Origin of the sequence: Flavicella sediminum (assembly GCF_006381105.1) — a bacterium.
In the GTDB taxonomy this organism is placed as follows: Bacteria; Bacteroidota; Bacteroidia; order Flavobacteriales; family Flavobacteriaceae; genus Flavicella; species Flavicella sediminum.
In genome coordinates this window covers 43,122-58,635 of the sequence record NZ_VDET01000015.1, presented here as the reverse complement: position 1 = coordinate 58,635, position 15,514 = coordinate 43,122, and the positions used below count along the sequence as shown (strand labels likewise).

Sequence of the window (15,514 nt, the reverse complement as noted above, 5' to 3'; positions counted from 1 at the left end):
GCTAGTGTTTATATAAGTTCAATAGAAGGCTATATTTCACACAGTTAAAAAAAATGATTGATTAGCTTTTTTTGAAAATAAAATATTGACTTCACTTCTCACTTCTCACTTCTCACTTCTCACTTCTCACTTCTCACTTTTCGCTTCTCACTTCTCACTTTTCGCTTTTCACTTTTCGCTTTTCACTTCTCACTTTTCACTTTTCACTTTTTACTTTTCTTCAAGGATGTGCATTTACCCACACTTCCCCATCTTCAAAATGTTCTTTTTTCCAAATAGGAACTGTATCTTTTAAGGTGTCAATAGCAAACTGACAAGCATCAAAAGCTGCATTTCTATGCGCGGCAGAAACAGCAATAATTACTGGGATGTCACCAATATTTAAAAGGCCTTCCGCATGATGAATGGCAATTTTATGTACTTCAAATTTAGCCAAAGCTCTTTCTGCAATTAATTGCATTTCTTTTACTGCCATAGGGCCATAAGCAGAAAAGTCTAATTTTTTAACCGCTTTTCCTTTGGTGTGATTTCTTACAGTACCAACAAAAACATCAATTCCTCCACAAGTGGGGGCATCTACAAAATCATAACAATCTTGTAAAGAGAGTTTATCGGTGGTTAATAGTATGGATATATTTTTCATTTAGGTTTTTGCATTTAATGTTGAGTTCCTTAGGATGCTATTCATGGTCATATCGACTTAAGAAGATATCCTTAAATGAATAGACAGTTTATTGAATTCAAGACTTAGAATTAAAAAATCACAATTGTTTATCCTCCACTTACAGGAGGTATAATGGCAATAGTATCGCTGTCTTTTAGAAGTACGTCATCCAAAGCATAGCTTTCGTTAACGGCCACTGCATAGGTGTTGTAGCTGTTTAATTGAGGGTATTTTTCTTTTAAAAGCGTTTTCAGGTTTTTTACGGTAGCATTTGCTTCTATAGCCAAACTGATCTTGCTTTCTCCTGTCAAATCAGCTATAATTCCGAAGAGTAAAACGTGTACGTGCATCTGTGATTTTTATTTGTGTAAAAATAAGGATAAAATAAGTTTCGAATTGTCAGTTCAGTATTTTTTTTGAAGGAATAAAAGCGCTTAGCATTCTATATAAATTAGCTATTTTTGTAGCGATTTGAATCAGAGAACAGCATATACAGCATTTATAAAATCCAAAGCTTTGGCTCTTGGTTTTACAAGTATTGGAATTTCAAAAGCAGAATTCTTAGAAGAAGAGGCGCCAAGGTTAGAGCAATGGTTGCAGAATGGTTTTCAAGGAGAAATGAGTTATCTCGAAAATCATTTTGACAAACGTCTAGATCCAACGTTATTAGTAGAAGGGGCGAAATCTGTAATTTCTTTATCGTATAATTATTTTCCAGAAGAAGAGCAGACAGATGCTGCTTATAAATTAGCGAAATATGCTTACGGACAAGATTACCATCATGTGATCAAAGATAAGTTGAAGCTATTGATGGAAGAAATTCAACAAGAAATTGGAGAAGTTTCAGGAAGAGCTTTTACGGATTCTGCACCGGTTCTAGAAAGAGCTTGGGCGCAAAAATCAGGATTGGGTTGGAATGGCAAGCATTCTTTACTTATTCAAAAAAAGCACGGTTCTTTTTTCTTTTTGGCAGAATTAATTTTGGATTTGGAATTAGAATATGACGTACCTTTTCATACAAACCATTGTGGTACCTGTACCAAATGCATAGATGCTTGTCCGACCCAAGCAATTTTGCCAAACAACACGGTAGATGGAAGTAAATGTATTTCCTATTTTACCATAGAATTAAAAAATGAGCTGCCGACTTCGGTAAAAGGAAAATTTGACGATTGGATGTTTGGTTGCGATATCTGTCAGGATGTATGTCCGTGGAATCGGTTTTCAAAACCACATACCGAACCGTTATTTCAGCCTCATGCTGATTTACTTCAAATGACCAAGAATGATTGGCAAGAAATCACCCAAGATATTTTTCAAAAAGTTTTTAAAAAATCGGCAGTAAAACGTACCAAATTTTCTGGTTTGACACGGAATATTGATTTTTTGAAGGAGTAGTTTTTCGAGTTAGGCCGTAAGTTTAAACCTAACAGGTTTTGAAAACCTGTTAGGTTTTACTGTCCACTGAAAGAGATCGTGTAATTAAAAATATTTATCATTTTAAAACCCGTTTTTAATAGGGGATTTATATTCTGAAAAACTTATATTTGTCAGTTGTTAACTGAATGAACTTACCTATGTCAGAATCTAGAATAAGAAGAGAAGCGCTATTATATCACGCAAAGCCAACGCCAGGAAAGATTAAAGTCGTTCCTACTAAAAAATATGCAAGTCAAAGAGATTTGTCATTGGCCTATTCACCAGGAGTTGCAGAGCCTTGTTTGGAAATTGAAAAAGATCCAGAAAATGCGTATAAGTATACTTCCAAAGGAAATTTAGTAGCTGTTATTTCTAACGGTACGGCTGTTTTAGGTTTAGGAAATATTGGAGCTTTGGCAGGGAAACCTGTGATGGAAGGAAAAGGATTGCTTTTTAAAATATTTGCAGACATTGATGTATTTGATATTGAATTAGATGTCACAGATGTAGATAAATTTGTTGAAACGGTAAAAGCAATTTCTCCAACTTTTGGAGGAATTAATTTAGAAGATATCAAAGCTCCAGAAGCTTTTGAAATAGAAAGAAGATTGAAAGAAGAGTTGGATATTCCTGTGATGCATGATGACCAACACGGAACAGCAATTATTTCTGCGGCGGCTTTAAAAAATGCGGTAGAAATTGTTGGTAAGAAAATGGAGGATATACAAATTGTGGTGAATGGTGCTGGTGCAGCTGCTATTTCTTGTACACGTTTGTATTTGGCTTTAGGAGCCAAAAGAGAAAATGTAATCATGTGTGATAGCAAAGGAGTTATCCGAAAAGACATTGAAAATTTATCTTCTCAAAAGAAAGAATTTGCTACGGATAAAGATTTATATTCTTTATCGGACGCTATGCAAAATGCAGATGTGTTTATTGGATTGTCAGTTGCAAATGTTGTAACACCAGCAATGTTGTTAACCATGGCCAATGACCCTATCGTTTTTGCCATGGCAAATCCTTCTCCGGAAATAGAATACAATTTAGCCATCAATACCCGAAAAGATATCATTATGGCTACGGGACGTTCAGACCATCCTAATCAAGTGAATAATGTATTAGGTTTTCCTTTTATATTTAGAGGGGCTTTGGATGTGAGAGCAACAGGTATTAATGAAGAAATGAAAATGGCAGCGGTTTTAGCTTTGGCAGATTTGGCAAAGAAAACGGTGCCAGAACAAGTAAATATTGCTTACGGAACGTCTAATTTAACCTTTGGTAGAAATTATATCATTCCAAAACCATTTGATCCTAGATTGATTTATGAAATTCCACCAGCCATTGCAAAAGCAGCTATGGACACTGGAATTGCTAAATATCCTATTTTAGATTGGGACAAGTACAAAGGTGAATTGATGGAGCGTTTAGGAACGGGAAGTAAAGTCGTACGTATGTTACACGACCGTGCAAAATCAGATCCTAAAAGAGTTGTCTTTAATGAAGCAGATCAGTTAAATGTAGTAAAAGCTGCACAAATTGTTTCGGATGAAGGCATTGCAATTCCTATTTTATTAGGAAATGCAGAGATGATTGCGGTTCATAAAAAAGAAATTGGCTTTGATACAGAGGTTCAAATTATAGATCCTAAAGTAGATTCAGAAAGAGCAAGAAGATATGCTTATGCCGATACTTATTGGAAAGCAAACCAAAGAAAGGGCGTTACTTTATTAGAGGCTAGAAAAATGATGCGCGAGCGTAATTATTTTGCTTCTATGATGGTGAATGAAGGAGATGCTGATGCCATGATTACTGGATATTCTAGAAATTATGCAAGTACAATCAAACCTTTGTTTGAAACCATCGGTATGCAAGAAGGGGTGTCCAGAATAGCGGCAACCAACTTAATGTTGACCAAAAGGGGGCCTATGTTTTTGGCTGATACCACGATAAATATTGATCCAACACCACGTCAATTGGCAAAAATTACGCAAATGACCAGCAGTGTTGCTAAAATGTTTGGAATAGATCCTGTAGTAGCCATGCTTTCTTTTTCTAATTTTGGTGCTTCCAAATCAGAAAAAGCAACGAAAGTTCAAGAAGCAGTAGAATTAATTCACAAGTCGTATCCAAAAATTACGGTAGACGGACCTATTCAAGTAGATTTTGCGTTGAATGCTGAAATGATTCAAGACAAATTTCCGTTTTCTGCATTGGCAGGGAAAAAACCAAATGTGTTAATTTTTCCAAACTTAGATTCTGCAAATATTACCTATAAAATGTTGAAGGAATTAAACGGAACAGAGTCTATAGGACCGATAGTTTTAGGATTGAAAAAACCAGCACATATTTTACAATTAGGAGCTAGCGTGGATGAAATGGTGAATATGGCAGCAGTTGCTGTTATTGATGCGCAAAACAAATCGTTAAGCTAGAATAGTAGACAGAATACAAATAGTGTAAATAAAAAAAATGATCACACAATTAAGGGGAAGACTTGTTGAAAAAAATCCAACATATGTTGTTGTGGATTGCAATGGAGTTGGGTATTTATGTCATATTTCATTACATACTTATGGTTTGTTGCCTTCAGAAGAACTCATCACCATTTACACGCATTTGTCTATTAAAGAAGATGCACATACTTTGTTTGGGTTTATTTCAAAAATTGAAAGAGAAATTTTTCGATTGCTAATTTCTGTTTCAGGAGTGGGGCCTAGTATTGCAAGAACCATGTTGTCGTCCATGACCGCGGAAGAAATTCAACAAGCTATTGCTTCAGGAAATGTGGCGTTGATTCAATCTGTAAAAGGAATTGGAGCCAAAACAGCACAAAGATTGATTTTAGATTTAAAGGATAAAATTTTAAAAACCTTTGATCTAGAAGAAATGCCGCTGGCCGGACACAATACAAACAAAGAAGAAGCGTTATCTGCCTTAGAAGTTTTAGGTTTTACAAGAAAAATTTCTGAAAAAGTATTGGATAGAATTATCAAAACGGAAGCAGATTTGACGGTAGAACAGTTAATTAAAAAAGCATTGAAAAGTTTTTAATTTCATTTGAAAAAAATACTACAAAAATATAAAGGGGTTTTATTTTTGCTGTGTTTGGTGTTCATTCAAAGTGAACTCTATGCGCAAGCACCGCCTCCTCCTAGTGTAAAAATGGACACCGTTCCTGAGGTGGCTCAGCAAGACACAATTCCGATGCCTTACAAGTTTTCAAAGGATAGCGATGGTGGATTGTTTCTAAAGTTACCCACAATGAATGAAGTGGTGTACGACTTGGATACAAAGCGCTATGTAATTCTTGAAAAAATAGGGAATACAGTGGTGAAAAAACCATTGTTTATGTCTACCACCGAATACACCGATTTTAGGTTGAAAGATGGAATGAAGAATTATTTCCAAGAAAAAATTTCGGCATTAAATTCTGATAAAGAAGGAAGTAAGGAAGCTCAAAAAGATTTGTTACCTACGTACTATGTGAAGTCTAAGTTGTTTGAAACTATTTTTGGAAGTAACAAAATAGAAGTCAATACCCAAGGATCTATTGATGTACGTTTAGGAGCCTTGTATCAAAACATTGAAAATCCACAATTGTCAGAAGAAAACAGAAGTAGTTTTAATTTCGATTTCGACCAACAAGTTACCGCAAGTATTGCTGCCAAAGTAGGTGAGCGTTTAAAGGTAACGGCAAATTACGACACAAAAGCTTCTTTTGATTTTCAGAATTTGGTAAAAATAGAATTTTTGCAACCCATACCTACAGGACATGAATCGAACGACAATGATGATATTGTTCGAAAAATAGAACTGGGAAATGTGAGTATGGATGTCAGTAATAATTTAATTACCGGTGCTCAAAGTCTGTTTGGTGTAAAAACAGAATTGCAATTTGGAAAAACAAAAGTAACGGCTGTTTTATCGCAACAAAAATCTCAAACCAAAACTGTTTCTGCCGAAGGGGGTTCTGCCTTGAATGAATTTGAATTGCAAACTTCGCAATATGCTGCCAACCAGCATTTTTTCTTGGCGCATTATTTTAGAAATAATTACAACAAAGCTTTAAAGCAATTTCCATTAATTAGCAGCAATGTTAATATAACCAATATTGAAGTATGGATTACCAATAGAAGCACCAATACTACCGATGTTCGGAATATTGTGGCTTTAACCGATTTAGGTGAATCTGGTTCTGATATTTACGACCCCTCAAAATCTAATATTATCAACGGGGAGGTAACTCCCACAAATGCTTTTGCAAATCCAGATAATAGTTCTAACAGTTTGAGTGCTGTTTTAGAAAATGCTGGAATTAGAGAAATAGGAACGGTTAAAAACACTTTGCCGGCTTCTATGGTGCAAGGAACCGATTATACGGTTTTGGAAAATGCAAAGAAATTAGGTGCTAATGAATTTGACTTTCATCCTCAATTGGGGATACTTTCTTTAAACAGACAGTTAACCGATGGTGATGTTTTGGCAGTGGCCTTTCAATATACTTTTAATGGAAGTGATAAAGTATATAAAGTCGGTGAGCTGTCTACCGACGGTCGATTGTCGAGTGAAAATATTGTGTTAAAACTATTACGAAGTGAACTGATTCAAACCAATAATAGAATTTGGGATTTGATGATGAAAAATGTTTATTCTTTAGGGGCATATCAAATGCAATCGGAAGGTTTTCGTTTGGACTTAATGTACAAGGATGATAAAACGGGAGTTGCCATAAATACACTTCAAAATGCAAAATCTACTTACGACTTAAATGGTGAAACAATTACAGTTTCCGATCGTTCTTTGTTAAACTTAGTGAAATTAGATAGCTTAGATCAGAACAATTTTGTAAAACCGAAAGGAGATGGGTATTTTGATTTTGTAGAAGGTGTTACTGTAAAATCGGAAAATGGAACCATTATTTTTCCAACAGTAGAACCTTTTGGTAGAGATTTGGAAGCGAAGTTAACACATACCGATGATGCCAATTTCTTATTCAAGGAATTGTATACCAATACACAAACCAATGCACGAAATAATTATCAGACTCGAGATAAGTTCTTATTAAAAGGGTATTACAAAGCAGATGCCAGTAGTGGAATTTCTTTGGGGGCTTTTAACGTTCCTAAAGGTTCTGTAAAAGTTACCTCAAACGGAATTTTATTAACTGAAGGAGCCGATTATGTGGTTGATTATTTAAGTGGAAGGGTGCAAATTATCAATCCGGCCATTGAGGCTTCTGGAGCACCTGTACAAGTTTCATTAGAAAACAATACCTTGTTCAATCAGCAAACAAAAAGTTATGTGGGTATTGATGTAGAGCATAAGTTCTCAGATAAATTTCAAATGACAGGTACCTATTTAAATGTCAATGAAAGGCCAATAACGCAAAAAGCTTCTTTTGGAGCCGACCCAATAAACAATACCATGTTGGGGCTGACCATGAATTACAATTCAGAGGTTCCATTCTTTACTAAATTGGTGAATAAATTGCCGTTTCAAGATACTGATGTAGCTTCTAATTTTTCTATTCGTTCAGATTTTGCCTATTTAAAACCTGGAACTCCGAGTGGTGTAAATCAGGATGGAGAAGCAACTACTTATATTGACGATTTTGAAGGTTCTCAAATTCCGATAGGTTTGATGGATGTGAGTTCTTGGAAGTTGGCGAGTAAACCTTTAAATAACAACGGACAATTTGATTTTGGAAGTGAAGAAAATGAAGACCTAGATTTAGGTAAAAAAAGAGCCAAGTTGGCCTGGTATACCATTGATCAAATATTTTTAGGGAATTCTAGTCTAAAACCGAGCAGTATAACCAATGAGGAGCAATCAAGGGTAGAGGTAAGTAGAGTAGAATACAAAGAACTTTTTCCTGAAACGAATTTAGATATTACGCAAACCACTTCTTTAAGAACTTTTGATTTGGCGTATTATCCAAATGAAAAAGGAAGTTACAATTATGCAACCAATGCCGAATTAGAGGCCAATGTAGAAAAACATTGGGGAGGTATTACCAGAGCTTTAACAACTACAGATTTTGAAAGAGCCAATGTGGAATACATCCAGTTTTGGATACAAGACCCGCATTTAAATTATTCAATAAATGCTACAGAGGGAAAAGGAGCAACTGGAGAGGCTCCAAAAGAAGAAGGAGAATTGTATTTTAACTTGGGTAATATTTCTGAGGATGTTTTAAAGGACGGTAAAAAAATGTTTGAAAACGGACTTCCAGAAGCGAATGATCCAACGGCACCTGAAGAAACAGTTTGGGGAAATATTCCTACCAATAAATCGTTTTTATACACATTTAATGAAGTAGATGCTGATCGATTGGCACAAGATGTTGGATTGGATGGAATGAGTGATGCCGCTGAGCAAGCTCGTCACCCGGGTTTAGGAGAAGATCCTTCTTCTGATAATTATCGTTTTTTTAGAGGAAAGGAATACGATACAGAAAAGGCAACTATTTTAAAACGATATAAAGATTACAATAATACCGAAGGGAATTCACCAACCTCCAATTTAAGTACAGAAAATTTTCCTACTTCCGCAACATCAGTACCAGATGCTGAAGATGTGAATAAGGACCAGACGATGAATACGATTGATGCGTATTATCAATATAAAATTTCTTTAAAGCAATCTGATTTAGTCGTGGGGAAAGGCTTTTTGGTAGACGCAAAAGATGCCGTAAGAAAAATGCCAGACGGTAAGGAAGTTGCAACCCGATGGTACCAATTTAGAGTTCCTATTACCTCAGGTGAAGCGGTAAATGGAATTTCAGGGTACAACTCTATTCGTTTTATGAGAATGTTTGTCACAAATTACACCAAACCGGTCGTTTTACGTTTCGGTCAGTTGCAATTGGTAAGAGGTGACTGGAGACGTTATACAAAAAATGTTCATGGTGGTTTACAGGTAGAAAGTGATAATTTAGACGAAACAGATTTCAATAATTTTTCGGCAGGTGTCGTGAATTTTGAGGAAAATGAAACACGAGTTCCTATTCCTTATGTGTTGCCTCCAGGAATTGTGCGAGAACAATTACAGTCTAGTACTTATATTCAATTTCAAAATGAACAATCACTTTCTGTAAAAGTTGATGCCTTGCCAAAAGGTGAAGCAAGGGGTGTTTATAAAAATACGATTACAGATTTACGTATGTACAAGCGTTTAAAAATGTTTATACATGCCGAAGGACGAAATAATATCAATTTAAGTGATGATAAATTATCGGCTATAATCCGTATTGGTTCCGATTTGAATGAGAATTTTTATCAAATAGAAGTCCCCTTAAAAGCAACACTTTTTTCAAATTCATCCGCAGAAGAAATTTGGCCAGAAGAAAATAATTTAGAAGTAGATTTAGAAGCCTTAGGAAAATTAAAACTGGAGCGTTACCAAGCATTTGGCGCAACGGGTGTAAATGAATTGTATCCATTGCCAGTAGAAGATGAAGCGCCTGCCTACAGAGTTCGTGTAAAAGGAAATCCGAATTTGGCCAATATAAAAACCATTATGATGGGGGTGAAAAATATTTCGGACACACCACAAAGTGCTGAAATATGGTTCAATGAATTGCGTGTAGCTGGTTTTGACAATGAAGGGGGTTGGGCAACGGTAGTAAGTGCCAATGCCAATTTTGCCGATTTAGCTGAGGTAGCCGTAACAGGACGAATGCAAAGTATGGGCTTTGGAAATGTTGAACAAAGAGTCAATGAAAGAAGTCAGGAAGAAATTAAACAATATGGTATTTCTACCAATGTAAATGTTGGGCAATTAATGCCGAAAAATTGGGGAGTGAAAATTCCGATGAGTTATTCAGTTTCTGAAGAATTTAAAGACCCTAAATACGATCCACAATTTCAAGATGTTCGTTTTGAAGATGCCAAAGATATCAATGAGAATAGTGCCAATGCACAAGATTATACCAAACGGAAAAGTATCAACTTTATCAATGTAAGAAAAGAACGTGTTGGTGAGTTAAAAAAAATACCGATGCCGTATGATATTGAGAATTTTTCTGTGTCTTATAGTTACAACGAACAGTTTCATAAGGATTACAATGTGCAAAAACACTTGGTACAGGATGTTCGAAGTTCTGCGAGCTACGCCTATACCATTAAATCGAAACCTATTGAACCTTTTAAAAATATTGGTTTTATTAAAAAGAGCAAGTATTTAAAACTGATCAAAGATTTTAATTTTTATCCATTGCCTTCAACCATAGGGGTAAATAGTAATATTACAAGAAATTACAACGAGCAGTTGTCACGAAATTTAGTGCCAGGCTTAAGTGAGTTGCCAACCTTAAAACAAAGAAACTTCTTGTTCGATTGGGATTATTCTATTGGGTATAATTTAACCAAAGCCTTGAAGTTTAATTTTAGAGCGGCAAACAAACATATTTATGATCGTTTTGAAACGGATGATTCCATAGACGAAGATGAAATTGGTTTGTTTAGCAATTTCTTTAATTTTGGTAGAGTAAGTAACTACAGCCAAAAGTTAGATGCGACCTACAAACTTCCTATTGATAAATTACCTTATTTAAGTTTTGTAACAGCAGATTATTCGTATACAGCAAATTTTGATTGGCAAGCAGGTCCTTTGTCGAAAGATGCCGATGGAAGTTTGTATAGCAAAGTTGGAAACAGCATACAAAATGCAAATACACAAAACTTAACGACAAATTTAAACATGTCTAAGTTTTATAAGGAAATAGGATTGCAAAAATTATTTTTAGCCAAAAAGAAATCGACTAAAAAGGCTACCAAAAAAGGAGACAAACCCAAATTTGCACAAGCCGCACCGAAACGAAGTATCAGTAGTTCGAAAAAGAAAAAATCAACAAAGCAAAAAATATTAGATTTAACTTACGATTTGGTAACAGCGGTAAAATCGGTTAAAGTAGGTTATACAGAAAATAACGGAACCCAATTACAAGGCTATACGCCAAAGGTTGGTTTCTTAGGAAGAAATTCTTACGGTGACGGTTTGGCACCTTCCTTCGGATTTGTATTTGGAGATCAATCAGATATTAGAGACCTTGCCTTGGAAAGAAATTGGCTAATTGCTCGTAATGTACAAACGGTAGATGCGGATGGAAATCCGATAGAGGACGAAAGTTATTACAGTAAAAATTACGCACAAACACACTACAACAAATTGGATGTAAATATGTCTGTAAAGCCGTTTAAAGACTTAGATATAAATATTAGTGCCAATAGAATTCGTACTAGAAATATTTCTGAACAAATTGATCCAACCATAAATGGAAGAAATACTTTTGATACGTCAGATGATATTTATGAGTTTGGTCCTTCTCAATTGTCTGAAGTAGGAAGTTTCAGTATGAGTTATAATATGATCGCAACTTCTTTTGATGGAAATGGAGATGCCACCTTTGATAAATTCATAGATAATATTTCCGTTATTCAACAGCGACTTACAGCTAATTTAGAAGCAAATAATCCAGGAGCGGTGATAGATGGTTACAAGGGCTATAGTCAGGATGTTTTGTTGCCAGCCTTTACTGCAGCTTATTCAGGGAATGATGCGAAAACAGAAGGTTTAAAACCATTTAAAAATGTTCCTTTACCTAACTGGCGCGTTACTTATAAAGGTTTGATGAAATTAAAATGGGTAAAAAAGAATTTCTCAAGTTTTACCATTTCACATGCTTATAAGTCGGCTTATACCTTAGGTAATTATTCTAATAACTTGCAGTATGGAGAAGTAGTTTCAACAGAGCCATTAAGAAATGCACCGAAAGCAATACCTTTAAAAGACAGTAATAATAATTATTTTTCAAAAAACATCATCGCAAATATTAGTCTGAACGATGGCTTTTCTCCCTTAATTAAAGTAGATTTGAAGCTTAAAAATTCGATGTCCTTTAGAGGAGAGGTTAAAAAAGACAGAACATTGTCCTTAAATTTTAACAACAATACCTTGTCAGATATTAGAGGAACAGAATATATTTTTGGATTGGGTTATGTGATCAAAGATTTAAAAATGCGTTCTAGGCTAGGAGGTAAACTTAAAACATTGAAAGGAAATTTAAATATGAAAGCAGATATTTCCTACAGACAAAATGCCAATGTAATTCGGACTATAGATACAGAAAACAATCAAATAACAGGAGGGCAAGATATCTTTTCATTAAAAGTATCGGCTGATTATAATTTAAGTAAAAATTTAATAGCTACTTTTTATTACGATCAATCGGCATCTAAATATGCCATTTCAACTTCATTCCCAAGACAATCAATAAGTACGGGAGTAAGTATAACATACAATTTAGGAAATTAATTAATAACAATAAGATGAATATACCAGTAGAGTTAAAATACACAAAAGACCATGAGTGGGTAAGAATAGAAGGAGATGTAGCAACGATTGGAATTACCGATTTTGCACAAAGTGAATTGGGTGATATTGTGTATGTAGATGTAGATACTTTAGACGAAACTGTGGAAGCAGATGAAGTTTTTGGTTCTGTAGAAGCTGTAAAAACAGTTTCTGATTTGTTTATGCCAGTAACAGGTGAGGTGATTGAATTTAATGAAGGATTGGAAGATGATCCGGAGCATGTAAATTCGGACCCTTATGGAGCAGGCTGGATGATTAAAGTAAAAGTAGCAGATATAGCCGATATTGAAAATTTATTAGATGCTGAAGCGTATAAAAAAGTTATTGGAGCGTAATTTAATCACAATTGCAAGTGCAATTTCTGTGCTGATTGCTTACTTAAGTTTGGCGAAAATTAAGCTAGGTGTAGAGACTTTGTCTATTTCTAATGTAGACAAGTTGGAGCATTTTATTGCTTATTTTGTATTAGGCTTAAGTTGGTTTGTTGCAAATAAGAAAAATAAGCTGTTGGCAAAATGGAAAATTTTCATTTGTTTAGTGGCTTACGGCGCTTTTTTAGAAATATTGCAAGCAACAATGACAAGCTATAGAGCCGGTGATATTGTCGATTTAGGGGCCAATTCTTTAGGTGTTTTGATGGCGTATTTGCTTTTTGATAAAATTCAGGTGAAAATGGTTGATATTTTGTGGGGTTAGGCTTGCATATGTCATTTTAAAATTAGTAAATTAGCGAACTCATTAATTTTTCAATAATATGGAGGTAAAGAAAAATCCAAAGTCCAATTTAGAAAACTACACTAAACTTTTTATACAATTAGGTTTAGTATTGGCATTATTTTGTGTGTATGTAGGTATCGAGCACAAAACGTATGATAGAATTGTTGCCGATTTAGGTGTCGCTTCTCTTTCAGTAGAGGACGAAGAAGAAATGGTAATTACACAGCGTGTTGAGCCTGTAAAACCACCACCACCGCCACCACCACCAGCACCAGAAATTATTGAGGTTGTTGAAGATGAAAAAGAAGTTGAAGAAACAGTAATTGAAACTACTGAAACAGATGAAGAAGAAGCTGTTGAGGTTGAAGAAATTGTTGAAGCAGAAGAAGGAGAAGAAGTAATTGAAGATGTTCCTTTTGCGATTATTGAAGATATTCCGGTATTTCCAGGTTGTGAAAAAGGAACGAAAGATGAAAAGAAAGCCTGCTTTATGAAGGAGATTAGTAAGTTCATCAACAGAAAGTTTAACGCTAACTTGGCATCAGATTTAGGTTTGTCTGCCGGTAAGAAAAGAATTTTCGTAATGTTTAAAATTGATAAAACTGGAGGTATTACAGAGATCCGTGCAAGAGCACCACATCCAAGATTACAGAAAGAAGCTGAAAGAGTTGTAAAAATGCTTCCTAAAATGATTCCAGGAAAACAAAGAGGGCGTCCGGTTGCGGTACGTTACTCACTACCTATCTCGTTTCAAGTTGAGTAGGTTAGTTTGAAAAAATTAATAGAAAAAAGACTGTCCATTGGACGGTCTTTTTTTTTGTTCTACTAAAAATTCCATGTTTCTGTTTTAATGGTATGCTTCTTGTAATTTGAACTTCATAACTTTTAAATTATTTGATTATGAAAAACAAAAAGTATGAGAATGAGGTGTTTAAAAAGAAATTTAATGAGAACTTAGAAAGTAGTTCAAAAATGCTCACTATTTTAGGTTTGGTATGTGCATTGTTTGTCGTTTATTTTTTTCTAGAACTAGAAACAAAAAAAGAGGTGTTGGCATTGGCTGATAGTGTAAGTTTAACGGATTCGGACAATTATTATAGTTCTCAGGTCTTTGAAAAAGAAGTTTTGAAAGAGAAAATCATCAAAACAGAAAAAGCGCAGAAAGTTGTAGAACTAATTGATGAGATAGTGATTACAGATGAAGATGTAGTAGACCTAATTATAGATAAAGATCCTGTTGAAGATTTACCTGTAACAGACCATCCTATAATTAATGAAATAGATTTACCCGTTGAAATTGTAGAAGATGTAGCCTTTGTTTTGGTAGAAAATGCTCCCGTTTACCCTGGTTGCGAAGGGAGCCAAAAAGAATTACGAGATTGCTTTTCTAAAAAGATGTACAAACATATCAATCGGAAGTTTGATGTAGGTTTAGCTTCTGAATTAGGATTGGATAGCGGAAAGAAAAATATTTATGTTACTTTTTTAGTAGATAAAAAAGGAGATGTTGTAGATGTTATTTCTAGGGCACCTCACCCAAAATTAAAAGAGGAAGCAGAACGAATTTTAAAGTTGTTGCCAAAAATGACTCCGGGTAGGCAAGGTAATAGAGACGTTGGTGTAAGGTTTTCCGTTCCCATCAGTTTTGAAGTCCAATAAAATTAACCCCATCTTTTCTAAAGATGGGGTTTTTTAGTATCTAATTTGTATTTTCGCTATACACGGATATTTAAATTCATAGGGAAATATGGAAAACAAAAACTCTTATTTTTCGCACGATACAGCTATTATAGATGCCGATTGTGTGATAGGAGATGGGTCAAAAATTTGGCATTTCAGTCATGTGATGTCCAACGCTGTGATAGGCAATTCATGTAATATTGGTCAAAATGTTGTTGTTTCACCAAAAGTAGTTTTAGGAAACAATGTAAAAGTTCAAAATAATGTATCTATCTATACAGGGGTTATTTGCGAAGATGATGTTTTTTTAGGGCCTTCTATGGTTTTTACAAATATTATCAACCCAAGAAGTGCGGTGATCCGACGAGATTCTTATGTAGAAACAAATGTTCGTAAAGGGGCTAGTATTGGTGCCAATGCGACCATTATTTGTGGTAACGAAATAGGTGCATACGCTTTGATAGGTGCAGGAGCAGTGGTGACTAAGCCTGTGAAGCCTTATGCTTTGGTGGTCGGAAATCCTTCCAAACAAATAGGTTGGGTAAGTGAATATGGTCATCGTTTGCATTTTGACGAATTTAACCGTGCCGTTTGTCCAGAAACAAAAGATGTATATGTGATCAATAATAATGTGGTAACAAAACAATAAGAACTTGTTTG

The 15,514-nt window shown here is 34.9% G+C and carries 11 protein-coding genes; 9 read left to right on the top strand and 2 right to left on the bottom strand.

From position 1 onward, the window contains the following. Nucleotides 1-220: 220 nt before the first annotated feature. Nucleotides 221-643: a molybdenum cofactor biosynthesis protein MoaE gene (locus FGM02_RS13465; RefSeq protein WP_139958927.1), complete on the bottom strand. Its 423-nt coding sequence runs from the start codon at nt 641-643 to the stop codon at nt 221-223. A 128-nt stretch (nt 644-771) separates the two neighbouring features. Further along, a complete protein-coding gene (gene moaD / locus FGM02_RS13460) occupies nt 772-1,014 on the bottom strand; it encodes a molybdopterin converting factor subunit 1 (protein ID WP_139958925.1) in 243 nt (80 codons plus the stop codon). Between the two features lie 121 nt (nt 1,015-1,135). Between moaD and queG the strand changes: the two genes are divergently transcribed. The 9 genes from queG (at nt 1,136) to FGM02_RS13415 (ending at nt 15,503) form a co-directional block, all read left to right on the top strand. Beyond that, nucleotides 1,136-2,062, top strand: coding sequence for a tRNA epoxyqueuosine(34) reductase QueG (gene queG / locus FGM02_RS13455; protein ID WP_139958924.1), 927 nt, complete (start codon nt 1,136-1,138; stop codon nt 2,060-2,062). A 179-nt stretch (nt 2,063-2,241) separates the two neighbouring features. After that, on the top strand, nt 2,242-4,515 hold the full coding sequence (locus FGM02_RS13450; protein ID WP_139958922.1) for an NADP-dependent malic enzyme: 2,274 nt from the start codon (nt 2,242-2,244) through the stop codon (nt 4,513-4,515). A gap of 37 nt (nt 4,516-4,552) precedes the next feature. Then, the gene (ruvA, locus tag FGM02_RS13445) at nt 4,553-5,134 is read left to right on the top strand and encodes a Holliday junction branch migration protein RuvA (protein ID WP_139958920.1); all 582 of its coding nucleotides are present in this window, start codon (nt 4,553-4,555) and stop codon (nt 5,132-5,134) included. A gap of 6 nt (nt 5,135-5,140) precedes the next feature. Next, nucleotides 5,141-12,397 carry a T9SS outer membrane translocon Sov/SprA gene (gene sov / locus FGM02_RS13440; protein ID WP_243739408.1) on the top strand — a complete coding sequence of 2,419 codons (7,257 nt, stop codon included), beginning with the start codon at nt 5,141-5,143 and terminating at the stop codon, nt 12,395-12,397. A gap of 14 nt (nt 12,398-12,411) precedes the next feature. After that, complete coding sequence (gene gcvH, locus FGM02_RS13435; protein WP_139958918.1) at nt 12,412-12,792, top strand: glycine cleavage system protein GcvH; 381 nt, start codon at nt 12,412-12,414, stop codon at nt 12,790-12,792. Further along, entirely contained in the window at nt 12,758-13,153 is a 396-nt protein-coding gene (locus FGM02_RS13430) for a VanZ family protein (protein ID WP_139958917.1), read from the top strand. The genes gcvH and FGM02_RS13430 overlap by 35 nt, the downstream gene beginning before the upstream one ends. 58 nt (nt 13,154-13,211) lie before the next feature. Then, on the top strand, nt 13,212-13,937 hold the full coding sequence (locus tag FGM02_RS13425) for an energy transducer TonB (RefSeq protein WP_139958915.1): 726 nt from the start codon (nt 13,212-13,214) through the stop codon (nt 13,935-13,937). A 137-nt stretch (nt 13,938-14,074) separates the two neighbouring features. After that, nucleotides 14,075-14,833, top strand: coding sequence for an energy transducer TonB (locus FGM02_RS13420; RefSeq protein WP_139958914.1), 759 nt, complete (start codon nt 14,075-14,077; stop codon nt 14,831-14,833). Nucleotides 14,834-14,921: 88 nt separating this feature from the next. Then, nucleotides 14,922-15,503, top strand: coding sequence for an acyltransferase (locus tag FGM02_RS13415; protein WP_139958912.1), 582 nt, complete (start codon nt 14,922-14,924; stop codon nt 15,501-15,503). Nucleotides 15,504-15,514: the final 11 nt, after the last annotated feature.

Excerpts from the sequence above, each read along its gene's own strand:
- FGM02_RS13430 (WP_139958917.1), top strand. The coding sequence starts at position 12,758 with ATGCTGAAGCGTATAAAAAAGTTATTGGAGCGTAATTTAATCACAATT.
- FGM02_RS13420 (WP_139958914.1), top strand. The coding sequence starts at position 14,075 with ATGAAAAACAAAAAGTATGAGAATGAGGTGTTTAAAAAGAAATTTAAT.
- FGM02_RS13425 (WP_139958915.1), top strand. The coding sequence starts at position 13,212 with ATGGAGGTAAAGAAAAATCCAAAGTCCAATTTAGAAAACTACACTAAA.
- FGM02_RS13450 (WP_139958922.1), top strand. The coding sequence starts at position 2,242 with ATGTCAGAATCTAGAATAAGAAGAGAAGCGCTATTATATCACGCAAAG.
- FGM02_RS13465 (WP_139958927.1), bottom strand. The coding sequence starts at position 643 with ATGAAAAATATATCCATACTATTAACCACCGATAAACTCTCTTTACAA.
- FGM02_RS13415 (WP_139958912.1), top strand. The coding sequence starts at position 14,922 with ATGGAAAACAAAAACTCTTATTTTTCGCACGATACAGCTATTATAGAT.
- ruvA (WP_139958920.1), top strand. The coding sequence starts at position 4,553 with ATGATCACACAATTAAGGGGAAGACTTGTTGAAAAAAATCCAACATAT.
- moaD (WP_139958925.1), bottom strand. The coding sequence starts at position 1,014 with ATGCACGTACACGTTTTACTCTTCGGAATTATAGCTGATTTGACAGGA.
- gcvH (WP_139958918.1), top strand. The coding sequence starts at position 12,412 with ATGAATATACCAGTAGAGTTAAAATACACAAAAGACCATGAGTGGGTA.